This window comes from Micromonospora trifolii (assembly GCF_050516465.1).
Lineage (GTDB): Bacteria > Actinomycetota > Actinomycetes > Mycobacteriales > Micromonosporaceae > Micromonospora > Micromonospora trifolii.
Genome location: NZ_CP191526.1, coordinates 5,440,990 through 5,462,858 on the forward strand (window position 1 = coordinate 5,440,990; position 21,869 = coordinate 5,462,858).

Below are 21,869 nucleotides of genomic sequence, written 5' to 3' on the forward strand. Positions count from 1 at the left end.
ATGACCGCCGTTGCCGCCACCAGCGACCGACCGACGCTGGCACCGAGCATCCCCCGCCAGCTCTTCGTCGACTCCGGGTACGTGCTGCTCGGCCTGCCCCTTGCGCTGGCCAGCTTCGTCGTCCTCATCGTCGGCCTCGCGGTCGGCATCGGCCTGGTGGTCACGGTGATCGGCCTGCCGATCCTCAGCGGCACCCTGTACGCCGCCCGTGGGCTGGCCGACATCGAGCGGCTGCGACTGCCCGCGGTGCTCCACCAGCCCCGGATCCGGCCGCGCTACCGGCTGCCCGAGGCGGGCGCGAACGCCTGGCGGCGGATCTTCGTGCCGATGCGGGACGCCCAGTCCTGGCTCGACCTGGCGCACGGCATCCTGCGGCTGATCGCGGCGGTGGGCACCTTCGTGGTGACGCTGTCCTGGTGGGCCGCGGCGGTCACCGGCTCGTTCTACTGGGCCTACGACTGGGCCCTGCCCCGAGCCGACGGCGAAGGTGACCAGGACCTGGCGCAGCTGCTCGGCCTGGGCGACTCGACCACCGCCCGGATCGGCCTGTACACCGCACTCGGGGTGTTCTTCCTGATCACCCTGCCGATCGTGGTTCGGGGCTGCGCGCTGCTCCAGGCCAGCTTCGCCAAGGCGATGCTGACCGGGGTGGCCGAGATGCGCGACCGGATCACCGTGCTGGAGGAGCAGAAGCGGGCCGCCGTGTCGGCCGAGGCCTCCGCGCTACGCCGGTTGGAACGTGACATCCACGACGGCCCCCAGCAGCGCCTGGTCCGGCTGGCGATGGACCTCAGCCGGGCCCGGATGCAGCTTTCCTCGGACCCGGAGGCCGCCGGCCGCACCATCGACGAGGCGGTCACCCAGACCCGGGACACGCTGGCCGAGCTGCGGGCGCTGTCCCGGGGCATCGCGCCGCCGATCCTGGTCGACCGGGGGCTGCCCAGCGCCCTGGCCGCGATCGCCGGCCGCGGACTGATCCCGATCGAGCTCCAGGTGGACCCGCAGCTCGGCACCCCGGCCGGGCGGCTCGACCCGGCGGTGGAGAACACCGCGTACTTCGTGGTGTCCGAGGCGCTGACCAACGTCGCCAAGCACAGCCGGGCCACCGAGGCCACCGTGGCCGTGGCCCGGCAGAGCACCCACCTCCAGGTGCGGGTGGGCGACGACGGGCAGGGCGGCGCGCACCTGGCGAAGGGGCACGGGCTGGCCGGCATCGCCGACCGGGTCCGGGCCGCCGGTGGCGAACTGATGGTGGTCAGCCCCACCGGCGGCCCCACCGAGATCCGCGCCGAGCTGCCGTTGTGAGCGGTCCGACACCGCGTCGAGCCCGTACGACGGACCGGACGTGGTAGACAACACAGCCATGCGCATCGTGATCGCCGACGACGCCGTCCTGCTCCGGGAGGGGCTGGTCCGGCTGCTGACCGAGAGCGGGCACCAGGTGGTGGCCGCCGTCGGGGACGGTGACGCCCTGGTCGAGGCGGTGGTCGAGCACCGGCCCGACGTGTCGATCGTCGACGTCCGGATGCCGCCGTCGCACACCGACGAGGGGCTGCGGGCTGCGGTGGAGGCACGTCGGCTGGTGCCGCGTACCCCGATCCTGGTGCTCTCCCAGTACGTCGAGGTGTCGTACGCCGATGATCTTCTCGCCACCACCGGCGGCGCCGGCGGCGGGATCGGCTACCTGCTCAAGGACCGGGTGGCCGCGATCGACGAGTTCCTGGACGCGCTGCGGCGGGTGGCGGGCGGCGGCACGGTGCTCGATCCGGAGGTGGTCGGTCAGCTCTTCGCCCGGCGTCGCCGGGACGACCCGCTGCGCGAGCTGACCCCCCGCGAGCGCGAGGTGCTCGCCCTGATGGCCGAGGGGCGCTCGAACACCGCCATCGCGCGTGCCCTGGTGGTCAGCGACGGCGCCGTGGAGAAGCACGTACGCAACATCTTCACCAAGCTCACCCTGCCGCCGGACACCGAACAGCACCGGCGGGTGCTGGCCGTCCTCACCTATCTGCGGAACTGACCTCCCGGGCCAGGGCCACCGCATCGGTGAGGGTGTCGGCCACCGGGTGACCGGAGGCGCGCAGCCGGGCCGGGTCGGTGAACCCGCCGGTGTAGAGCACGGCACGGCCACCCACCGAGAGTGCCGCGTCCGCGTCGTCGATGGAGTCGCCGATCAGCACCACCGAGGCGCCGTCCACGCCCAGTTCGGCCAGGTGCAGCTGGAGCGACTCCGCCTTGTGGCCGCCGCCGACAGTGGCGCGCAGCCCGTCGACGCGGGTGAAGTGGCCGGTCAACCCGTACGTGTGCACGGTCGGGACCAGCTCCTCGTGGAACCACATCGAGAGCAGGCTCTGGCTGCCCGGCCAGGCCGCCATCGCGGCCCGCGCGTCGGCGGCCAGCTCACAGGTGGTCAAACCGGTGCGGTACGCGTCGTGGAAGATCTTGTCCAGGCGGCCGAACTCGTCGTCGTCCACGGCCTGCCCGAGCACCTCGGCGTAGTACTCGGCGATCGGCCTGCGGAACCGCACCCGGTGCTCGTCCGGGGTGACCGTCGGCCCACCCAGGCTCGCGAACACGACGTTGGTGGCGGACACCACCAGGCTGAGGTCGTTGAGCAGGGTGCCGTTCCAGTCCCAGACGAGGTGCGGGGGCGCAGAGGTCATCAGAGCACCTTAGGCACCCGTCAGAGCTGCGGCGTGGTCAGGTCCCGCAGCAGCCGGTCCTCCTCGACCCGCCAGTAGCCGTGCTCCTTGCCGTCGAGCATCACCACCGGCAGTCGATCCCCGTACTCCCGCTCCAGCCCCTCGTCACCGGTGACGTCCCACTCCACCCACTTGTCGCCGGTGACCGCGACCACCCGGTCGAGCGCCGCCTTGGCGTCGTCGCACAGGTGGCAGCCGGGTCGGGTGATCAGGGCGAGTCGGGCGTCACTGGCCATCGGTTACCTCCGTGCGGTCGGTCGGCGTCGCCGACCGGAGTTGGGTCTTGCGTACCTTGCCGATCGCCGAGTGCGGCAGGGCGTCGACGAACTCGACAGCGGTCGGGCACTTGAACCGGGCCAGGTTCCGTGCGCAGTGGGCGAGCAATTCCTCGCTGGTCACCGGTCGGCCCTGCGCCGGCACCACGTACGCCCGCACAGTCTCGCCGGTCCGCGGGTGCGGCACACCCAGTACCGCCGACTCGACCACCCCGGGGTGCCCGGCGAGCACCAGCTCGACCTCGTGCGGATAGACGTTGAACCCGTTGACCAGGATCAACTCGCCGAGCCGGTCGACCAGGAAGAGGTCGCCGTCCTCGTCGGCGTACGCGACGTCACCGGTGCCCCACCAACTCTCGGCGTCCGGGCCGCCCCGGCCGTCGGGCCAGTAGCCGGTGAAGAGGTTGGGGCCGGACACCACGATCTGCCCCGGGTCGGTGCCCGGCGCCACGTCGGAGATGTCCAGCTCATCCGGGTCGTCGTCGGGGACGGCCAGCCCGTCGCGCCACAGGTCCACCCCGTCCGCACCGACCAGGCGCAGCCGCACGCCGGGCAGCGGCCGGCCGATCGAACCCGGTTTGGCCACGCCGCCGACCAGGGTGGAGGTGAGCACCGGCGCGGTCTCGGTGAGGCCGTACCCGATGTGCACCTGATGCCCGGTGGCCTCCGTGAAGCGCGCCGCGACCGTGGGTTCGAGCGGCGCCGCGCCGCAGACCGCCACCCGCACCGACGCGGTCGCCGCGCGGGCCGTGGCCGCGCCGGCCCAGGTCAGGAACATCGACGGTACGCCGACCAGCACGCTGACCCGGTGCCGCGCGATCTCGTCCAGCCCCGCCGTCGGGCCCGGCTCGTCGAGCAGCACACCGGTCGCGCCGTGGTGCACGACCGCGCCGAGCCCCGAGTTGAGCCCGTACGCGTGGAACAGCGGCAACGCCAGGAGAACAGTGTCCGTCGGCCCGACCACCGGCGGCTCGATCTCCGCGATCTGTTCGTGGTTGGCGAGCAGCGCCTGGTGCGAGAGCATCGCCCCCTTGGGTCGCCCCTCGGTGCCGGAGGTGTAGAGCAGTACAGCCAGGTCGCCGCCGTCGCGTCGAGGGCGGGGTGCCGGTCCGGGCGCCTCGGCGGTCGGTGGCGTGCCGTGCACCGAGGCGAGCGCGGGCAGCTCCGCGGCCACGTCGGCGACCAGGCCCCGAACGTGGTCGGTGGCGATGAGCACTGACGCGCCGGAATCGGCCAGCACGTGCTGTAGCTCCGGGGCGGTGAGGCCGGGGTTGACCGGCACGGTGACCAGCCCGGCGCGGAGGGCACCGAGCCAGGCGATCACGAAGTCCGGTGTGTTGGGCAGGGCGATGGCGACGCGGGGCGGCATACCGCCGGGGTCGGTGGGTGGCGCGGCGGCGGACAGGCCGCGAGCGGCGGCGTCCACTGCGGCGTCCAGTTCGGACCAGCTGATGGTGTGCTCGCGCCAGTGCAGCGCGGGCCGGTCGGCGCGGTCGAGAGCCGCCCGGTGGACCCGGTCGGCGAGGTTCGGCGCGGGGCTTTCCGAGGCGTCCTGCACGGTGATCGAGTCTGGCACAGCGGACGGCGACGGGCCACGCCCGATGGTCGGGGCCAAGCCCGGCGGACGGCAGCGCGGACAGTCCCATGTACGGGACTGTCCGGTGTGCCACCGGTGATCCGATCAGGTCCTGTCGATGGGACGGGCGACGCCGACCGCGGGCAGTTCGGCCACCCCGTCCGGCCGGCCGGCGTGGCGGGTCAGCCGAACGGGCGGCACGCCTCCGACCTGGGCATCCAGCCTGGAACACCGGGCCGCCGGAAAGTCAATCGCACACGACGGACAACCGGTCCGCCACTGGTGCGACGGAGCGGGAAATACTTCCGCCTTGTGTAACGGACTTGCCACGCGCGGGTGACGTTGGCCCTATCATCACTCGGGTCGGCTCACCCCATTTGCCGTGAGTCGACACCCCTCAGCCCGAGGAGGCCCCCGTGCCTGTGAGCGCATTGGACCAGCACCTCCAGGGGAATTGCCGCCCGTCGGCAACTCCCGTGACCGTCCTGCCCGACCGGTCATCCGGTCGGTCCGCCCCGACGAGACCTAGACCGGCCCGCCCGGCGACCGACGGGACGGGGGCAACACGGTGACCACCTTCGGTTACGCGGAACGCCCGGCCGGCCTGACCGGTCAACCCGCCCGCTCCCACGTCAACGAGCGGCCAGCGGCCCGTGCCCCATCGGACGAACAGCACGGTGGCGTCGTGCGGGGTGACGGCGCGGCGCAGCGGATCCGCAGCCGGCCACACCACAACGAGCCACCGCCGCGACCCGCGGTGCCCGGTGGAAACGCGAAGCCGGCCGGCGGCCGGGTCGCCGTACCGCCCCGACCCACCATGCCCGTACAGGGTCGTCGGGTAAGCGACACACCGGCGGTCACCACCGACCCGGCGGCGGGTGAGACAGCGGTGATCCCGGCGGTGCCGGCCACCACAGCCACCACCCCGACCGGTTTCCCGAGCCGCCCGGACCCGTCCGACCCGGCAACCGAGGTCTGGACGCTGATCGAGCGGGCCCAGGCCGGCGAGTCCGAGGCGTTCGGTCTGATCTACGACCGGTACGTGGACACCGTCTTCCGGTTCGTCTACTTCCGGGTCGGCAACCGGCAACTCGCCGAGGATCTCACCTCGGACACCTTCCTGCGCGCGCTCAAGCGGATCGGCAGCTTCACCTGGCAGGGCCGCGACCTCGGCGCCTGGTTGGTGACGATCGCCCGCAACCTCGTCGCGGACCACTTCAAGTCGGGCCGGTACCGGCTGGAGGTCACCACCGGCGACGTGCTCGACGCCGACCGGGAGGACCGGGGCCCGGAGGGCAGCCCGGAGGCGGCGGTGGTGGAGCACGTCACCAACGTCGCGCTCCTCACCGCGGTGAAGCAGCTCAACCCGGAGCAGCAGGAGTGCATCGTGCTCCGCTTCCTCCAGGGCTTCTCGGTCGCCGAGACGGCCCGCGCGATGGGCAAGAACGAGGGAGCCATCAAGGCCCTCCAGTACCGCGCCGTCCGCGCCCTGGCCCGGCTGCTGCCCGACGGCTTCCAGCCGTAGTTTGTTACGGCGGGACCGACGGGCGTCGATCGACGTCCGCGCAGCTCAGAGTCGGTCCCGCCGGGTGATGACCATCACTTTCTGTAATTTCCGCTCCGCCAGGCCCGTAACCCGTGCCCGGTCCGCCGCGTTTCTCCGGGTGCGACCGGTGGATGTCCCGGCAGGCCCGGGTCACCGAGGTCCGACCGGCATGCCGGCGGCACCTCACCTCCGTGGTGTCACACTGCCGCCCGGTCGCTGGCAACGACGGCGGCCGACCGGCCGTGACCAGCGAGAGGAGGTGCCTGCGGTGGACAACACCCTCTTCTCCCGCCGGCGCGCGGAGCGCTTCGCGCAGCTTCTCGACGAGGCCAACGGCGCTCGACGACACCACGTGCGATCCCGTGTGGACGGCCAACTGGCGCCGCTCGTCGCAGTGGGTCAGCGGCTCAGCGTCGACCCCCCGGCTGTCGAGGTGGACCAGGACTTCCGTACCGGCCTGCGAGCGATGCTGCTCGCAACCGCCGAGCGGGAAGGGCTGGGCAGCACACCAGCGGCGGTCAGCGAACCGGCCGCCACGACCACCCGCGGGCGGCTACTGCCGGCGGTCACCGCACGGCGGGCCCGAGCCCGGGGCGCGATCCTGGTCGGCATCGCCGCCGGGGCCATCGCCGTCTCCGGGATCTCCGCCGCCAGCGAGAACGCGGTGCCCGGTGACGCGCTGTACGGCATGAAGCGCTCCACCGAGCGCGCACAACTCGCCCTGGCCAGCTCCGACATCAGCCGAGGCCAACTCTTCCTGGACTTCGCCCGGACCAGGGTCGGCGAAGCCGCCAAGCTGCGCGGCGACCGGATCGGCTTCAGCGCGGTCCTCGACGACATGGACGCCGACAGCCGGCAGGGAGTTCGCCTGCTGACCTCGGCCGCTGTGCAGCGGGCCGAGCCGGGCAGCCTGGACACTCTCAACACCTTCGTGTCGAGCCAGCGCCGGGCGGTACGCGGTCTGCTCGACGGGAGCACCCGGGTCGACCGGGAACGGACCCAGCGGTCGCTGCTGTTGCTGGACAGCATCCGGGAACGCTCGGACGACCTGCGCGCGGCGATCGCCTGCAGCCTGCCGGCACCGACTGCCAGCGACACCCTCGGGCCGGACCCGAACACCTGCCCCGGGGCCCGCTGACCTGCGTCCCTATACCGCACGTCCGACCGGCCGGGCCACAGTTCGCTGTGTGCCCGGCCGGTCGCCCGTCTGCGGCGGATACCCTCGCGGGGGAGCATCCGTCGTACCGGTGAGGAAGGGATTCGCGTGGCGCGTAGCCGTAAGGTGACGGTCAGCACCGACGCCGAGGGGCATACCGCAGCCTGGGCGGAGACCGACCTGGCCCCGGTCAGCGCACCCGACCCGACCGCCGCGGCGTTCTTCGACGTGGACAACACGATGATGCAGGGCGCGTCGATCTACTGGTTCGCCCGTGGGCTCGCCTCCCGAAACTACGTGACCACCGCCGACCTGGCCCGATTCGCCTGGCAGCAGCTCCGCTTCCGCCTGCTGGCCCGGGAGCACGCCGGTGACATGTCCCTGGCCAAGGAGGCGGCGCTGGCCTTCGTCCAGGGCTGGCGGGTCAACGAGGTCGAACACCTCGCCGAGGAGATCTTCGACGAGATGATGGCCCCTCGGATCTGGGCTGGCACCCACCAGCTCGCTCAGCGTCACCTGGATGCCGGTCAGCGGGTCTGGCTGGTCAGCGCCGCCCCCGTCGAGATCGGCCGGGTGATCGCCGCCCGGCTCGGCCTGACCGGTGCCATCGGCACGGTGGCCGAGGTGCTCGACGGGGCGTACACCGGGCGGTTGGTGGGTGACCTGATGCACGGACCGGCCAAGGCTGAGGCGGTCACCCAGCTCGCCGCCTTGGAAGGGCTCGACCTGGCCCGCTGCGCGGCCTACAGCGACTCGACGAACGACCTGCCGCTGCTCTCCGCTGTGGGCCGGGCGGTGGCCGTCAACCCGGACGGCGCCCTGCTGCGGCAGGCCCGCCAGCACGGCTGGGAGGTGCGGGACTTCCGCAGCGGCCGCCGAGCGGTCAAGATCGCCGTGCCGTCGACCGCGGCGGCCGGGCTGGTAGCGGGGGCCGTCACCGCCGGCCTGGCCCTGCAGCGCCGCCGCCGCGCCGGCTGAGCCAACCGTTCAGGGCGAATTTCGAAACCCTCGGCTCCGCCCCCACGCCCTAGGGGCCGAACGGGTCGGGGCGTCGCTCAAGCAGCGTGTGCAGTGTCTGCTGGATGGTCTCCCGCACCTGGTCAGCGAGGTTGAAGACCACCAGCGGGTCGTCCGCCGAGTCGGTCAGGTGGGCGGTGGGAATCGGCGGGCAGAACTCGATCAGCCACTTGCTGGGCAGCGGCACCATGCCCAACGGGCCGAGCAGCGGGAACGTCGGCGTGACCGGGAAGTAGGGCAGCTTCAGCAGCCGCGCCAGGGGCTTGATGTCGGCGAGCATCGGGTAGATCTCCTCGCCGCCGACGATGGCGACGGGCACGATCGGGGTGCCGGTGCGCAGCGCAGCCGAGACGAACCCGCCCCGCCCGAAGCGTTGCAGTTTGTAACGGTCGGCGTAGAGCTTGCCGATGCCCTTGAAGCCCTCGGGGAACACACCGACCAGATCGCCGCCGCCGAGCAGCCGCTCGGCGTCCGGGTTGCAGGCCACCGTGCCGCCGGTCTTGCGCGCCAACTCGGAGACCACCGGCATCCGGAACACCAGGTCGGCGCCGAGCAGCCGCAGGTAGCGGTGGGCGGGATGCTTGTCGTGCAGCGCCGCCGAGAGGATCAGGGCGTCCAGTGCCACCGTCCCGGAGTGGTTGCCGACCACCAGGGCGGGCCCGTCCACGGGGACGTGCTCCACCCCACTGACCTCGGTGCGGAACCAGTCCCGGTAGAGCAGCCGCAGCAGCGGGTGGAAGACCGCGTCGGTCAACTCCGAGTCGAAACCGAACTCGTCGACCTCGTAGTCACCGGACAGCCGCCGGCGCAGAAACGCCAACCCGTTCGCGACCTTGCGGTCCCAGTGGTCCCCGGGCCGGTCCGACACGGCCGGCTCGGTGCCGCCGGGCAACCCGGCGTCGACCCCGTCGGCCGGCGTCGAGGTCGAGGTCGAGGTCGAGGTCGAGGTCGGCGGTGCGGTCGAGGCCAGCGGTGGGGTCGGGGTCGGGGCGGCCTGCGCGGCCGGTCGATGTCCGTTGCGCCGCGCCGGCTCCGCGTCCGGCGGAGGAACCTGCTCGGGTACGTCGAAACGCCCGACCGACTGCGGGTCTCGCCCCTCCTCCGGCCCACTCATGATGCCGCCTCGGTTCGCGACTGCGGGGCTCGCAAGACCGGCTCACTCCTCGCGCTCACGATGACCGCTCCCGGACCGCTGAGCGGACCTGCCGGATGCCGTCCAGGACGAGTTGCTCGGCGGCGGCCAGCTGATTCCGTGTGACCACCACCCCGCCGTGATGGGCCCGGATGAAGTCCTCGAACGCCTCGGCGGTCGACCGGGGCGTGAAGCCGTACTCCTGCTCAAGCCGGCTGGTGTCGACCACCCGGCCGTGCACGAAGAGGTCGACCTGGTCCAGGCCGTAGCGGCCGAAACCCATGGTGCGGGCCAGCGCGGCGGCCCCGGAGAGACCCGGCTCCAGCACCGGCACGGCGACTCGGCCGGCGCGCCGGATCGCCTGGGACAGCGACAGCACCCCGGGACCGGCGACGTTGTACGTGCCGGGATGGTCCTCCACGATCGACCGGTGCAGCACCTCCAACGCGTCGTCGAAGTGCAGGAACTGAAGGCGGGGGTCACGGCCGAAGACGGTCGGCACGAACGGCTGCGAGAAGTAGCGGGTCAACGTGGTGTCGGCCGTCGAGCCGATGAACGGGGCGAAGCGCAGCACCGTGGCGGTGACGTCGGACCGGCGGCGGCGGAAGCCGCGCACGTACCCCTCAAGGTCGAGGATGTCGCGGCCGAAACCGCCGCGCGGCACCTCGCGGGGTTCGGTCTCCTCGGTGAAGACCGCCGGATCCCGGAACGACACCCCGTACGCGGCGGTCGACGAGCGGACCACGAGCTTGCGCAGTCGGGGTGCCCGCTGGCAGGCGGCGAGCATCTGCATGCTGCCGATGACGTTCTGGTCCTTCATCCCGGACCGGCCGCCATGCTGCGGGTCGGGTGAGGTGACCAGCGCGAGGTGCACCACCGCGTCGACGTCCAGGTCGGCGAGGAGGCCACCGAGCGAAGCGCTGTCGACGCGGATCCGCTCGACCCGGTCCAGCAGGTCGGTGAACTCCGTGCCCGAGTCCGGTGCGTCGACCCCGATGACCCGTTCGATGCGCGGGTCGGCGGCCAGTCGGGCCGCCACGTGGGCACCCAGGTAACGGCCCACTCCGGTGACGACGACGACCCCCGGAGCACCTGAGGTGCCACCGGGGGTCATCTGACGCACCTACGCCGGCAGGATGGACCGAGCCGGGACGACCACGGCCTGATCACCTGAGCCTCCGGAGGTCGACAGTTTGGCAAGCGACGCCGAACGCCGGGCACTGAGCCCGGCGGCGATCACTTGCCGAGACGGCGACGCTGGACGCGGGTCTTGCGCAGCAGCTTGCGGTGCTTCTTCTTAGCCATGCGCTTACGGCGCTTCTTGACCACCGAGCCCATACGACAGCCTTTCGATACAACGTGCGGGGCGGACCGGATGACACCACGCAGGTGGCGACGGCGACCGCTTGCGGACAACGGACCGGACCAGTCTGGGCGGCGGGGCGCACCGGTGGGGTCTCGGTCGGGCTCCAGGGTAGCCGGAGGGCGTCGGCCGGACCAACGCGCCCCCGTCACAGCCGCCTCTGGTTCGCGACCGCGGGGCCCGCAAGCTCACTCCCTACGCCCACCGATGCCGGTCAGCTGCCGATCGGAGGGCGGGGTGGTGGCTCAGGCGGTCTCCTGAAAGGCACCCCGGAGATATTCGTGCACCGCATGCTCGGGCACCCGGAATGACCGGCCGACCCGGACGGCGGTGAGCTCACCGCTGTGCACCAGGCGATAGACCGTCATCTTTGACACCCGCATGACCGTCGCCACCTCCGCGACGGTCAGGAACTTGACCTCCGACAGCCGTCCGTCGGACTGTGACCCGGCCATGGCTCACCGACCCATCCCATGCCCGGCGCGTGCCAACCCGACGGATGCTCCGGGCCGGGCCGGCGACGCGCGTGTTACCAGTACGGTAGCGGGGCGGTTGTGACCGGCGCGATCCCTTCCTGCAACTGATCATGCTTCGGTGGTCGGTTCACCCGATCCGCGCTCCCGGTATCCGCCCGTCCGCGTCCGTCGTCCGGTTGTTGCGGCGCTGCTCACTCGGTGCGCAGCGCGACCACCGGGTCGAGACGGCCGGCGCGCTGCGCGGGAACCACCCCGAAGACGATGCCCACCACCGCCGACACACCGAAGGCGAGCGCCAACGACCACCAGGTGATCGCCGCCGGAATTGGCGACAGCGCGTCGACCAGCAGGGCGGTTCCCACGCCCAGCGCCATCCCGGTGAGCCCGCCGATCGTGGTGAGCAGCACCGCCTCCAGCAGGAACTGCACGCCGATGTCCCGGGGACGCGCGCCGACGGCCTTGCGCAACCCGATCTCCCGGGTCCGCTCCCGGACGCTGACCAGCATGATGTTGGAGACGCCGACGCCGCCGACGAGCAGCGAGATGCCGGCGATGGCCGCCAGCACGCCGGTGAGGACACCGAGGATGTCGCCGAGCACACCGAGGATCTGCTGCTGCGTGACGGCGCTGAACTCGGTGTCCGGGTGGCGGCGGTTCAACTCGGCGACGATCCGTTCGCCCAGCTCGTCGATCCGCTCCCGGTCCGGCGCCTTCACCGCGATGCCGTCGACCCGCTGGGTGCCCCAGAGTCGTTGCGCGGCGGTCACCGGCACGTGCACCTCGTCGTCCCGGTCGACGCCGAGGCTCTGCCCGAGGGGCGCGAAGACACCGATCACCCGGAATCGCACCCCGGCCAGCGCCACCTGCTGGCCGAGTGGGTCCCGGTCGGGGAAGAGCGCACGGGCGACCGAGTCTCCGAGCACCGCCACCCGTCGGCTGGTGTCCACGTCGGTGCCGGTGAGGTAGCGTCCCCGCGCCAGCGACCGGGTGAACACCGCCGGGGTCGTCTCCAGGACGCCCTGCACGGTGGTGAAGTCGGAACGGGCGCCGGCCCGCGCGGTCGCCCCCGAGGCGACGGTGACCGCCACCCGATCGGGGTCGCCGACCACCCGGGTGACGGCGTCCACGTCCTTGAGGGTCAGCGGCGAGACGACCGGCGCGTTGCCCACCTCGATCCGGCCGGGTACGACCAGCAGCAGGTTGGAGCCGAGACCCTCGACCTGTTGTTCGACCTTCTGTTTGGTGCCGGTGCCGATCGCCACCAGCAGCACCACCGAGGCCACCCCGATGATCACCCCGAGCATGGTCAGCGCGCTGCGCAGCCGGTTGGCCCGCAGGGCGTCCAGCGCCACCCGCCACGCCTCGGCGACTCTCACGCCGTACCTCCGGGCCGCTCGACCTCGCGCGCGCCCGCAGCGCCCTCGCACGGAACGGCATCGCCCGGGAAGGCGTCGCGTGGGTGGGCCTCGGGCCGCTCGACCTCGCGCGGAAGGCGCCCGGTGGCTCCGGCGGCGCCACCGGAGCCACCGGACGGGTGCCCCGGACCGCTTCCGGACGCGGACCGGGGCTCCGCGCTGGGAGCGGGGACCAGTGTCGCAGGTCGACCGTGATCAACGGACAGCGGTCGATCATGGGCAGAGCGCGGGTTGGCGCTGTCCGCCACGACCACCCCGTCGCGCATGGTGATCCGGCGGTGGGCGCGGGCCGCCACCTCCTGGTCGTGGGTGACCATCACCAGCGCCACCCCGGACTCCGCGTTCAACTGTTCCAACAGTTCCAGCACGGCGGCGCCGGTGACGCTGTCCAGGTTGCCGGTGGGTTCGTCGGCCAGCAGCACCGTCGGCTCGGTGACCAGCGCGCGGGCGATAGCCACCCGCTGCTGCTCGCCGCCGGACATCTGGTTGGGACGGTGGTCCAGCCGGTGCCCGAGGCCGACCCGGCCCAGCATCGCCGCCGCCCGCTCCCGCCGCTGCCGGGCCGACACCCCCCGGTAGACCAGGGGCAACGCCACGTTCTCCACCGCCGAGGTACGCGGCAACAGGTGGAACGCCTGGAAGACGAAGCCGATCGTCTCGTTGCGCAGGGTCGCCATCTCCGGTGGTGCGAGAGCGTTGACGTCCCGCCCGCCGATCACCAGGCGGCCACCGGTTGGCCGGTCCAGCCCCCCGAGAAGGTGCATGAGGGTGGACTTGCCCGAGCCGGACGGGCCGACCAGGGCCACGTAGTCCCCCGCCTGCACGGTGAGCGACACCCCGCGCAGCGCCTCCACAGACACCCCGTCGAGCTGGTACGTCCGGGACACGTCCACCGCCTCGATGGCCGGAACGCGCTCCCCTGCCGGCCGGTCGCCGCGCGGATCGGCGACGGCGGATTCGGTCACCGGACTTCCTGGCCGTCGCGGACCTGGTCGGCGCCGCGCACCACGATCCGGTCGCCGGGCTGCACGCCGTTGAGGATCTGCACCAGGTCGGACCCCTGAACGCCCACGGTCACCGGCGCCCGGCCCGCCTTACCGTCACGGACCACCCAGACCGCGTCCCGGCCGTCGGCGGAGAACACGGCCGAGGCGGGGACGGTCACCGCGTCGACGGCCTCGCGTACCCGCAGGTGCACGATCGCGTTCATGCCGGGGCGGGGCGTCGGGGCCGGCTCGTCCTCGGCCAAACTCCCGGCACCCAGCGCGAGGCGGACCCGGTAGGTGACCCCGCCCTGCGCGGAGTTGGTGGGCAGCACGTCGACCGAGCGGACGGTGGCTTCGTAACTGGCGCCGGTGACGGCGTCCAACTCGACAGTGGCCGGCACGCCGGCCTTGACCAGCAACACGTCGGTCTCGTCCACCTCGGCGAGCAGACCCAACTGCCCGGTGTCCACCACGGTCAGCACCGGGGTGCCGGCGGTGACCTGACCGCCGACCGCGACGGCGTCGTCCACGCCGGCCGGCGGCCCACCCTGGCTGGGGGCCAGCACGGACGGATCGAGGCCGGCCGCCTGCGCGCCACCGGCCTGCTCCAACAGCCCGGCCAGACCGGCATTCGCGCCACCGCCGGCCCGGGTGCCGCCGGGCTGCACCACCCCGGCGATCGGGGCCCGCAGGGTCAGCGCGTCGACGGTCGCCTTCGCCAGGTCGTACGCCTGCTGGGCCTGGAGCCGTTGCGCCGCGGAGAGCGCGCCGACGGCGGAGCTCAACCCGTTGATCCCCCGCTGCACCGCGCGGACCGCCTGGTCGGCGCTGCGCGCGGCGGCCGCGTACTGGCGTTGCGCGGACGTCACCTGGGTCAGCAGCGCGTCGCGCAGTTGCGGGTCGGCGATCTTCTCAGCGGCCTTCCGGGCCGCGTCGAACGCCTCGTCGGCGGCCTTGTCGGTGCCACGCCGGCTGCTGGTCAGGCTGCCCGCTCCGACGCCTCGACCGGCGCGCTTCGCGGCGGCCAGTGCCTCCTTGGCCTGACGGAGACGCTGTTGCGCGTTCGGTGAGTCGACCACGGCCAGCACCTGACCGCGCTTGACCCGCTGTCCAGGTTGGACGCGCAGGCTGGACAGGGTGCCGTCGGCGGGAGCGGTGAGGGTGGCGGCGGCGCGGGCGGTCACCGTGGCCGGTGCGTCGATCACCTCGGTGACCGGGTTGCGGGCGGCCGACGCCAGCGCGAGATCGGGGCCTTCGTCGCCGCAGGAGGCGGCGGAGGTGGCGGTGAGGACGACGACGGCGGTCAGGGCGATGAGCAGGCGGGGCCGCATGGTGCTGGCGGGCCGTGACGACTGAGGACGGCGCACCCATCGATGGTACGGCGCACCGCCGCACCGCCTCCGAGCTGCGTCAGGCGGCGGTGGCGCGGACGTACGCCACGCACTCGTCGTGCAGCGTCGACCACTGCTCACCGAACGCCTTCTCGGAGGCCGCGTCGATGCTCCTGCCATCGTGCACCACGGTCTTGAAGAAGGTGAGCAGCCGCAGCGGCCCGTACCGGTCGACGAGGTGCCGAACGGCCAGGTAGCCGATGCCGTAGCTGGCGGCGACCCGTTCGGCGGAGGCATCGTCGGCGGGGTTGACGCCCTCCAACTTGCCGTCCCAGCCGCCCCGGACCATCTTGCGCACGTCGGCGATCCCCTCGTACCGGTCGACCGCCTGGCCGCCGGCACCGGCGAACTCGGCCAGGCCCTCGACCAACCACCAGGTGAGCTTGCCCGGGTAGCCGCGCTCCGGCAACGACGCCGCGTGGGTCAGCTCGTGCCGCAGCAGGTCGTCGGTGCCGCTGTTGGAGAGCCCTTCGGCGTTGAGCACCACCTCGTGGTGGCCGCCGCCCACGGTCACCGCGTAACCGCCGGTCCATTCCGGGCGCTCCCCGCCGTACCAGCGCTGCCACTCGGTGCGACCGGCGTAGAAGATCCGGTACCGGTCCGGCGGTGAGCCGGTCACCGCGTACCCGTCGGCGACCTTCGCCGCCGCCTCGGCCTGTGCGAGCAGGCCGGGCAGCTTTCCGCGCAGCGCCGGGGTGGTGGCGACGATGGTCCGCGCGCCGACGGCGACCGCCAGGTCGCTGATCTCCCACGGTCGGGTGCCGGTCTCCACCGACTTGGATTCCTCCATGGCGACCATCCGGGGCTGGTCGCCGTTCTCCCGCCACCGGGTGCCGATCAGCACCGGGCTGGGCCGGCAGTTCGGCGTGACGAAGCAGTACTGGAAGCGCACCAGCAGCCGCCACTCGCCGGGCTTGCCGATGATCGGCACGGGCAAGCCACTCGGCTCGGCCCGCCAGCCGGTCACCTTGAGCTCGCGTAGTGCGGCGAAGCGTCGGCGCAGGTCGTTGTGGGCGGCGGAATCGGCGACGGCGAGGAAACCGGCGCGGTCACCGCCGAGGAGTGCGGCGGACTGCTTGTGGAGCTGGGCGGTGATCCGGTCGGACAGCCCGCGGGCCACGGCGGTGGCCGGGTCGTCGGCCGCCGAGGCGCCGACCCGGCTGACCGTGGGGCGCGAGTCTGTCTCCCGGATCACTCCGACGACGAGCGCAGCCGGCAGGCCGCAGCCCAGCAGCAGGACGACCACCACGAGCACCGTCCACAGCGGCCAGAGCCGCCGTGGTGCTGGCTGCTGCACCTCGTCAGTCACCCGCCGAAGGGTACGACCACTACCTGGATGCGGCGAGGCCGCCCCGGGCCGATCGCCCGGCCGATCGCTCACCCGCCGGTGCGCGGCCAGGAGCGGAACGAGATGTCCATGCTCGCGACCAACTGGTGGTACGAGCGGTCGACGTCGCGGGGCAGGCCGAAGCCGCCCGCGGCCTCCAGGGTCACGAATCCGTGCAGGGCGCTGCGCAGCGCGCGGGTCGCGTCCACCGCGTCGTCGCCGGTGAGCCCGTACCCGCGCAGCACCGCGAAGATGGCACCGACGGCGCGTTCGCCCGCCTCGACGTGTTCCGGGTCGGCCGGGTCGGGCACCCGCTGCGTAGCCGGGTAGCGGCCGGGGTGCCGGAGGGCGTAGTCACGGTAGGCGTCCGCCATGGCCCGGAGCGCGTCGCCACCGGAGCGGCCGACGGCGGCGGTGGTCATCTCGTTGGCCAGCTCGGCGGTGGCCAGGGCGGCCAGTTTCTGGGCCAGCGCGTCCGCCCCCCGCACGTGCTTGTAGAGGCTGGGCAGCGCCACCCCGAGCCGGCTGGCGAGCGCGGCGAGGGTGAGCTGCTGGAAGCCGACCTCGTCAGCCAGCCGGGCCGCCTCCCGTACGACTGTCTGCTGGTTGAGGCCGACCCTAGGCACCGGTGCACACCGCCAGGAAGCCGAGCAACTGCTCGGCGGTGCGCTGCGGCTGGTCGGCGTGCGGGTAGTGGCCGGACTCCTCGATCATCCGGGCCTCGGCGGTGCCGAAGAGCCGCCGGGCGGCTCGCGCCTCGGCTCCGGGGTCGGGGAAGTCCGGGTCCTTGGACCCCATCAGCACCAGCACGGGTTGCCGCACCTGCGGGGCGCGGGCGGTCCAGTGCGGTTCGGCCGGTGCGATCACGCCGCGCGTCGCGGCCATCCGGCCGGGCTCGCGCAGGTTGGTCACCATCGAGCGGCGGTAGGCGGCGTCGTCGGCGGGTCGGTGCACCGGGAACAGGGTGTTGTGGAACATCCCGAACAGTCGAGGGCTGTGCAGCACGGACCACATCGCCATCCGCAGCAGCGGGTTGAGCTTCGGCTGACCGACGAACGCACCGATCTGCACGATGCCGGTGACCAGCTCGGGCGCGTCGGTGGCGGCGAAGACCACCGCCGCCGCGGCGGACGAGCTGCCGACCAGCACGGCCGGACCGGCGTCGAGGTCCCGGACCACGGCCAGCAGGTCCGCGCCGACCTCCGCCGGGGCGTACGTGGGCCAGCCGGCGCTGGACTCGCCGTGCCCCCGGACGTCGACCGAGGCGACCCGGTGACCGGCGGCCACCAGCAGTGGCACGAGGTGCCGGAAGCTCGCCCTGTTCTCGCCCATGCCGTGCGCGAGGACTACCAACGGCCCTTCGCCCTGCACCTCGTACGCGATGTGTCCGCCGTTCCGCCGCACGTGGCTAGTTCTCATAGCCTTAAAGCTAAGACACTTAGCCAGCGTTGGCAAGCCGGATACGCGAAACAGGCCGACGGTGACCCGAGGGGTCGCCGCCGGCCCGTCGGCCGAACCGGAGAAACTATTTCTTGGAGATCAGGGCACGGCCGAAGAAGACCAGGTTGGCGGGGCGCTCGGCGAGCCGGCGCATCAGGTAGCCGTACCACTCGTCGCCGTACGGGACGTACGTGCGCACGGTGTAGCCGTCGCCGGCCAGCCGGGCCTGCTCCTCGGGGCGGATGCCGTAGAGCATCTGGAACTCGAAGCGCTCCGGCCCCCGGTCGAACCACCGGGCCCGGTCCTCACCGATCGCGATCATCCGCGGGTCGTGGGTGGCCAGCATCGGGTACCCGTCGCCGGACATCAGGATGTTCATGCAGCGCACGTACGACTTGTCCACCTCACGGGCCGACTGGTACGCCACCGACTCCGGCTCCTTGTAGGCGCCCTTGCACAGCCGCACCCGCGACCCGGCCGAGGAGAGCTCCCGGCAGTCCGACTCGGTCCGGCGCAGGTACGCCTGGAGCACCGCGCCGGTCGACGGGAAGTCCTTGCGCAGCCGGCTCAGCACCTCCAACGTCGAGTCGGTGGTGGTGTGGTCCTCCATGTCCAGGGTGACAGTGGTGCCCGCCGCGTCGGCCGCCGCGCAGATCGCCCGCGCGTTGTCGTACGCCAACTGCTCGTCGAACATCTGGCCGAGGGCGGAGAGCTTCACGCTCACCTCGGCGGCCGGGGTGAGCCCCGCATCGCCGAGCATCTTCAGCAGTTTCAGGTATTCGTCCCGGGTGGCGGTGGCCTGCTCGGGGCGGACGGTGTCCTCACCGAGGTGGTCGAGGGTGACCGCGAGGCCGTCGTCGACGAGCCCGCGGGTCGCGCGCAACGCGTCTTCGGTGGCGGCGCCGGCGACGAACCGGCGGACGACGTCCCGGGTGTACGGGGCAGTCGCGACGAGCCGCTCGACCTGGGATGACCGGGAGGCGGCGAGGATGACGGAACGGAGCATGAGCCGAGCGTAACGCCCCTGCCAGGGGCCCCGCCGAGGGGCGGCCGGGCCACCTCGACATGGGGGCGGGGCGGCGGCGGTGGCGTCGATCGGCTACAACGATGCCGTGGACCAACGCCCCCGCCGCCGACTCCGCTCGGCCTCCGTGCAGCTCGGCGCGCTCACCGCTCTCGCGCTCGCCCTCTCCGGCTGCAACATGACCTCGGACGACGACGATGACGACGACTGCGCCCTCGGGCCGGTCGGCGGCGGTGACACCGTCGCGCTGGCGATGCGGGTCACCGACCCGGCCGCCGGTCGCACCGCCCCGGAGCCGACCACCGCGGCCCTGCCCGAACGCGGCGGATTCGGCACCCACCTCGCCGCCTGCGGCGGCTGAGGTGCGCCGCGAGACGGTCACGCCGCGACCCGACTGGGACGCCACCATCCGGTCCCAGGGGCTGGTCTACGTCGACACCGAGCTGCCCGACGGCGGGATCATGTCGTACTGGGACGAGACCGCCGCGTACGCCTTCGACCTGGACGAGGTGCTGCGGCTGGAGGAGGCCACCGAGGAGCTGCACCGGATGTCGGTGGCCGCCGCCGAGCACGTGGTGGCGCAGCGCCGGTACGCCGAGTTCGGCATCCCGGAGTGGGCGGCCGAGGCGGTGGCCCGGTCGCTGCGGGAGGCGCCACCGACCCTGTACGGGCGCTTCGACCTCGCGTACGACGGCACCTGGCCCCCGAAGATGTTGGAGTACAACGCGGACACCCCCACCGCGTTGGTCGAGGCGAGCATCATCCAGTGGTACTGGCTGGAGCAGACCCGGCCGGAGCTGGACCAGTGGAACAGCCTGCACGAGCGGCTGGTCGGCGCCTGGGCGAAGATCGGGGCCGGGCTGCACGACCCCCGGGTGCACGTGCTCTGGTCGAACGAGGAGGAGTCCGGCGAGGACCACATGACCGCCGGCTACCTCGCCGAGACCGCCCGCCAGGCCGGCCTCAGCGTCGAGCTCCAGCCCATCCAGGAGATCGGCTGGGACGGCCGACGCTTCGTCGACGCCGACGACAACCCGGTGACCACCTGCTTCAAGCTCTACCCGTGGGAGTGGATGCTGGCCGAGCCGTACGGGGCGGCGGCCCTGGCCCCGGGCACCCCGACAACCTGGATCGAACCGGCCTGGAAACTGCTGCTCTCCAACAAGGCGCTGCTCGCGGTCCTCTGGGAGCTGTACCCCGGCCACGAGTACCTGCTCCCGGCGTACCTCGACTCGCCGCGCGGCATGGCGGAGTACGTCGCCAAGCCACTGCTCGGCCGCGAGGGCGGGTCGGTACGCATCGTCACCGCCGATGAGGAGATCACCAACCCGGGCATCTACGGCGACGAGGGCTGGTGCTACCAGGAGTTCCGGGCGTTGCCGCAGTTCGCCGGCAACCGGATGGTGCTGGGCAGCTGGATCGTCGACGGCGAATCGGCCGGCGTGGGTGTGCGGGAGAGCGCGAGTCTGATCACCGACGGTTACGCGCGGTTCCTGCCGCACTACATCGACGCGCCGCGCACCCGCTGAGTCGTCTACCGTTGGGGGCGTGAACTTCGACGCGTACGCCCGGACCGGCGTTGACCTGGTCAACGCCCGCCTGGACGACCTCGACGACCTGCGGGCCCTCTTCCCCGACGAGAACGCCTGGATGCGCGACGAGGTCGCGGATCGGGACGTGGCGATTTTCCGCCGGGCGCAGAAACGGTTGCGCGACGTCTTCGAGTACGGCACCTCGGGGCGGGACGCCCAGGCGGTCACCGAGCTGAACGCGCTGCTTGAGGCGTTCCCGGTGCAGCCGCGCATCTCCGGGCACGACTCGAGCGACTGGCACATGCACGTGACCAGTCGGGGTGCCTCGGTCAGTGCCGAATACCTGGCCGGCGCGGTCTGGGGGCTGTCGGTCTGGCTCTGCGAGTACGGCAGCGCCCGGTTCGGGGTCTGCGCCGACGAGCGGTGCGGCAACGTCTACCTGGACACGTCGTCCAACTGCTGCCGGCGGTTCTGCTCGGAGCGCTGCGCCACCCGCTCGCACGTCGCCGCGCACCGGGCCCGTAAGCGGGCGGCGGTCGGCGAGCAGGTGACGGTCGCCCCGCAGCCGACCTCCGCCGCCGATTCCCTCTCACCGGTCAGCTGACACCGCTGCCCGATCGTGGGCGGACGGGTCAGGCGTCGACCGGTGACGACGCGGTCAGGTGCTGGCGGGCGAACTCCAGCGCGGCGCGCAGGTCCGCCTCGCGCACCGCGCGGCTCTTCGCGCCCCGGGTGGCGACCTCCACCGCCACCGCCCCGGTGAAACCCCGGCCGGCCAGCGAGGAGAGCAGCTCCCCGCAGGGCTGGGTGCCGCGCCCGGGCACCAGGTGCTCGTCGCGGCCCTCGCCGGTGCCGTCACCGAGGTGCACGTGCGCCAGCCCGGCGCCCATCCGGTCGGCCATCTCCAGGGGGTCGCTGTGCGAGGCCGCGCAGTGCGACAGATCCAGGGTGTACGACGGGTAGCCGGCGTCGGTCGGGTCCCAGCCGGGCACGTACGGGACGAACTGCCGACCCGCCATCCGCACCGGGTACATGTTCTCCACAGCGAAGCGCAGCCCGGTGAACCGGTCCGCGACGGTGGCCAGACCCTCGGCGAAGTTGCGCGCGTAGTCGCGCTGCCAGGTGAACGGTGGGTGCACCACGACGGTCGGCGCGCCCAGCGTCTCAGCCAGCTCGGCGGCCTTGCGCAGCCGCTCCCACGGGTCCGGGCTCCACACCCGCTGGGTGACCAGCAGGCAGGGCGCGTGCACCGAGAGCACCGGCACGTCGTAGTGCGTGGAGAGGCCGCGCAGCGCGCCCGCGTCCTGGCTGACCACGTCGGTCCAGACCATCACCTCGACGCCGTCGTAGCCGAGCGCCGCGGCCAGTTGGAACGCCGCCGCGGTCGGCTCGGGAAAGACCGACGAGCTGGACAAAAGCACGGGAACGCGGGAAGTCACATCAGCCAGCGTAGCCCGGCAGCGCCGGGGGCATCGTGACGAGCGCCGGCAAACCGACCGAAAACGGCCGCCCGA

22 protein-coding genes and 1 pseudogene are annotated in these 21,869 nt (G+C 72.6%); 8 read left to right on the top strand and 15 right to left on the bottom strand.

Annotated elements, in window-relative coordinates; genetic code table 11:
- Both ACQRWP_RS25310 and ACQRWP_RS25315 read left to right on the top strand, forming a co-directional pair.
- On the top strand, positions 1–1,305 hold the full coding sequence (locus tag ACQRWP_RS25310; RefSeq protein WP_430498256.1) for a sensor histidine kinase: 1,305 nt from the start codon (positions 1–3) through the stop codon (positions 1,303–1,305).
- Positions 1,306–1,363: 58 nt separating this feature from the next.
- Positions 1,364–2,017: a response regulator transcription factor gene (locus ACQRWP_RS25315; protein WP_030329744.1), complete on the top strand. Its 654-nt coding sequence runs from the start codon at positions 1,364–1,366 to the stop codon at positions 2,015–2,017.
- On the opposite strand, the gene ACQRWP_RS25320 is transcribed toward ACQRWP_RS25315, so the two are convergent.
- The 3 genes from ACQRWP_RS25320 to ACQRWP_RS25330 are packed head-to-tail and all read right to left on the bottom strand — an operon-like array spanning position 1,998 to position 4,532.
- A complete protein-coding gene (locus tag ACQRWP_RS25320) occupies positions 1,998–2,660 on the bottom strand; it encodes an HAD family hydrolase (protein ID WP_430498258.1) in 663 nt (220 codons plus the stop codon). The two genes, ACQRWP_RS25315 and ACQRWP_RS25320, sit on opposite strands and share 20 nt — an antisense overlap.
- Before the next feature lie 20 nt (positions 2,661–2,680).
- Positions 2,681–2,935, bottom strand: coding sequence for a glutaredoxin family protein (locus ACQRWP_RS25325; RefSeq protein ID WP_030490173.1), 255 nt, complete (start codon positions 2,933–2,935; stop codon positions 2,681–2,683).
- Positions 2,925–4,532, bottom strand: a complete 1,608-nt coding sequence (locus ACQRWP_RS25330) for an AMP-binding protein (RefSeq protein WP_430498261.1) — start codon at positions 4,530–4,532, stop codon at positions 2,925–2,927. The genes ACQRWP_RS25325 and ACQRWP_RS25330 overlap by 11 nt, the downstream gene beginning before the upstream one ends.
- A gap of 586 nt (positions 4,533–5,118) precedes the next feature.
- Here ACQRWP_RS25330 and ACQRWP_RS25335 point away from each other — a divergent pair.
- The 3 genes from ACQRWP_RS25335 (at position 5,119) to ACQRWP_RS25345 (ending at position 8,230) form a co-directional block, all read left to right on the top strand.
- The gene (locus tag ACQRWP_RS25335; RefSeq protein ID WP_430498263.1) at positions 5,119–6,075 is read left to right on the top strand and encodes an ECF subfamily RNA polymerase sigma factor, BldN family; all 957 of its coding nucleotides are present in this window, start codon (positions 5,119–5,121) and stop codon (positions 6,073–6,075) included.
- 289 nt (positions 6,076–6,364) lie between these two features.
- A complete protein-coding gene (locus ACQRWP_RS25340; RefSeq protein WP_430498264.1) occupies positions 6,365–7,234 on the top strand; it encodes a DUF5667 domain-containing protein in 870 nt (289 codons plus the stop codon).
- 126 nt (positions 7,235–7,360) lie between these two features.
- Positions 7,361–8,230: an HAD family hydrolase gene (locus tag ACQRWP_RS25345; RefSeq protein WP_430498266.1), complete on the top strand. Its 870-nt coding sequence runs from the start codon at positions 7,361–7,363 to the stop codon at positions 8,228–8,230.
- A 49-nt stretch (positions 8,231–8,279) separates the two neighbouring features.
- Here ACQRWP_RS25345 and ACQRWP_RS25350 read toward each other — a convergent pair whose 3' ends face one another.
- From ACQRWP_RS25350 to ACQRWP_RS25400, 11 genes and pseudogenes are all read right to left on the bottom strand, one after another.
- Positions 8,280–9,161: a lysophospholipid acyltransferase family protein gene (locus ACQRWP_RS25350; RefSeq protein WP_112670362.1), complete on the bottom strand. Its 882-nt coding sequence runs from the start codon at positions 9,159–9,161 to the stop codon at positions 8,280–8,282.
- 277 nt (positions 9,162–9,438) lie between these two features.
- The gene (locus tag ACQRWP_RS25355) at positions 9,439–10,515 is read right to left on the bottom strand and encodes an NAD-dependent epimerase/dehydratase family protein (protein ID WP_430498268.1); all 1,077 of its coding nucleotides are present in this window, start codon (positions 10,513–10,515) and stop codon (positions 9,439–9,441) included.
- 122 nt (positions 10,516–10,637) lie between these two features.
- Positions 10,638–10,739, bottom strand: coding sequence for a 30S ribosomal protein bS22 (locus ACQRWP_RS25360; RefSeq protein ID WP_007465623.1), 102 nt, complete (start codon positions 10,737–10,739; stop codon positions 10,638–10,640).
- A gap of 270 nt (positions 10,740–11,009) precedes the next feature.
- Positions 11,010–11,219 (bottom strand): helix-turn-helix domain-containing protein, encoded by a 210-nt coding sequence (locus ACQRWP_RS25365; protein WP_007465625.1) that lies wholly within the window; start codon positions 11,217–11,219, stop codon positions 11,010–11,012.
- A 212-nt stretch (positions 11,220–11,431) separates the two neighbouring features.
- Positions 11,432–12,616, bottom strand: coding sequence for an ABC transporter permease (locus tag ACQRWP_RS25370; protein WP_091402733.1), 1,185 nt, complete (start codon positions 12,614–12,616; stop codon positions 11,432–11,434).
- 92 nt (positions 12,617–12,708) lie between these two features.
- Positions 12,709–13,620 (bottom strand): annotated as a pseudogene (locus ACQRWP_RS25375) (ABC transporter ATP-binding protein); the annotation flags it as partial.
- Entirely contained in the window at positions 13,617–14,972 is a 1,356-nt protein-coding gene (locus ACQRWP_RS25380; RefSeq protein ID WP_430503286.1) for an efflux RND transporter periplasmic adaptor subunit, read from the bottom strand. The gene ACQRWP_RS25380 and the pseudogene ACQRWP_RS25375, both read right to left, overlap by 4 nt.
- A 79-nt stretch (positions 14,973–15,051) precedes the next feature.
- Positions 15,052–16,341, bottom strand: a complete 1,290-nt coding sequence (locus ACQRWP_RS25385; protein ID WP_430498273.1) for a hypothetical protein — start codon at positions 16,339–16,341, stop codon at positions 15,052–15,054.
- Between the two features lie 68 nt (positions 16,342–16,409).
- Positions 16,410–16,985: a TetR/AcrR family transcriptional regulator gene (locus ACQRWP_RS25390; protein ID WP_430498275.1), complete on the bottom strand. Its 576-nt coding sequence runs from the start codon at positions 16,983–16,985 to the stop codon at positions 16,410–16,412.
- Positions 16,978–17,778 (bottom strand): alpha/beta fold hydrolase, encoded by an 801-nt coding sequence (locus ACQRWP_RS25395; protein WP_430498277.1) that lies wholly within the window; start codon positions 17,776–17,778, stop codon positions 16,978–16,980. The genes ACQRWP_RS25390 and ACQRWP_RS25395 overlap by 8 nt, the downstream gene beginning before the upstream one ends.
- 106 nt (positions 17,779–17,884) lie before the next feature.
- Complete coding sequence (locus ACQRWP_RS25400) at positions 17,885–18,805, bottom strand: proline dehydrogenase family protein (RefSeq protein WP_430498279.1); 921 nt, start codon at positions 18,803–18,805, stop codon at positions 17,885–17,887.
- A gap of 106 nt (positions 18,806–18,911) precedes the next feature.
- Between ACQRWP_RS25400 and ACQRWP_RS25405 the strand changes: the two genes are divergently transcribed.
- The 3 genes from ACQRWP_RS25405 to ACQRWP_RS25415 are packed head-to-tail and all read left to right on the top strand — an operon-like array spanning position 18,912 to position 20,959.
- Positions 18,912–19,184 carry a hypothetical protein gene (locus ACQRWP_RS25405; protein ID WP_225855034.1) on the top strand — a complete coding sequence of 91 codons (273 nt, stop codon included), beginning with the start codon at positions 18,912–18,914 and terminating at the stop codon, positions 19,182–19,184.
- 1 nt (position 19,185) lies between these two features.
- Positions 19,186–20,352 (top strand): glutathionylspermidine synthase family protein, encoded by a 1,167-nt coding sequence (locus ACQRWP_RS25410; protein ID WP_430498281.1) that lies wholly within the window; start codon positions 19,186–19,188, stop codon positions 20,350–20,352.
- A gap of 19 nt (positions 20,353–20,371) precedes the next feature.
- The gene (locus ACQRWP_RS25415; RefSeq protein WP_091402753.1) at positions 20,372–20,959 is read left to right on the top strand and encodes a CGNR zinc finger domain-containing protein; all 588 of its coding nucleotides are present in this window, start codon (positions 20,372–20,374) and stop codon (positions 20,957–20,959) included.
- 28 nt (positions 20,960–20,987) lie between these two features.
- On the opposite strand, the gene ACQRWP_RS25420 is transcribed toward ACQRWP_RS25415, so the two are convergent.
- The gene (locus ACQRWP_RS25420) at positions 20,988–21,794 is read right to left on the bottom strand and encodes a sugar phosphate isomerase/epimerase family protein (RefSeq protein WP_091402756.1); all 807 of its coding nucleotides are present in this window, start codon (positions 21,792–21,794) and stop codon (positions 20,988–20,990) included.
- Positions 21,795–21,869 lie beyond the last annotated feature (75 nt).

Bases quoted from the DNA above. Each gene is read 5' to 3' on its own strand.
- ACQRWP_RS25395 (WP_430498277.1), bottom strand. From the start codon at position 17,778: ATGAGAACTAGCCACGTGCGGCGGAACGGCGGACACATCGCGTACGAG.
- ACQRWP_RS25400 (WP_430498279.1), bottom strand. From the start codon at position 18,805: ATGCTCCGTTCCGTCATCCTCGCCGCCTCCCGGTCATCCCAGGTCGAG.
- ACQRWP_RS25355 (WP_430498268.1), bottom strand. From the start codon at position 10,515: ATGACCCCCGGTGGCACCTCAGGTGCTCCGGGGGTCGTCGTCGTCACC.
- ACQRWP_RS25315 (WP_030329744.1), top strand. From the start codon at position 1,364: ATGCGCATCGTGATCGCCGACGACGCCGTCCTGCTCCGGGAGGGGCTG.
- ACQRWP_RS25320 (WP_430498258.1), bottom strand. From the start codon at position 2,660: ATGACCTCTGCGCCCCCGCACCTCGTCTGGGACTGGAACGGCACCCTG.
- ACQRWP_RS25325 (WP_030490173.1), bottom strand. From the start codon at position 2,935: ATGGCCAGTGACGCCCGACTCGCCCTGATCACCCGACCCGGCTGCCAC.
- ACQRWP_RS25380 (WP_430503286.1), bottom strand. From the start codon at position 14,972: ATGCGGCCCCGCCTGCTCATCGCCCTGACCGCCGTCGTCGTCCTCACC.
- ACQRWP_RS25360 (WP_007465623.1), bottom strand. From the start codon at position 10,739: ATGGGCTCGGTGGTCAAGAAGCGCCGTAAGCGCATGGCTAAGAAGAAG.
- ACQRWP_RS25365 (WP_007465625.1), bottom strand. From the start codon at position 11,219: ATGGCCGGGTCACAGTCCGACGGACGGCTGTCGGAGGTCAAGTTCCTG.
- ACQRWP_RS25310 (WP_430498256.1), top strand. From the start codon at position 1: ATGACCGCCGTTGCCGCCACCAGCGACCGACCGACGCTGGCACCGAGC.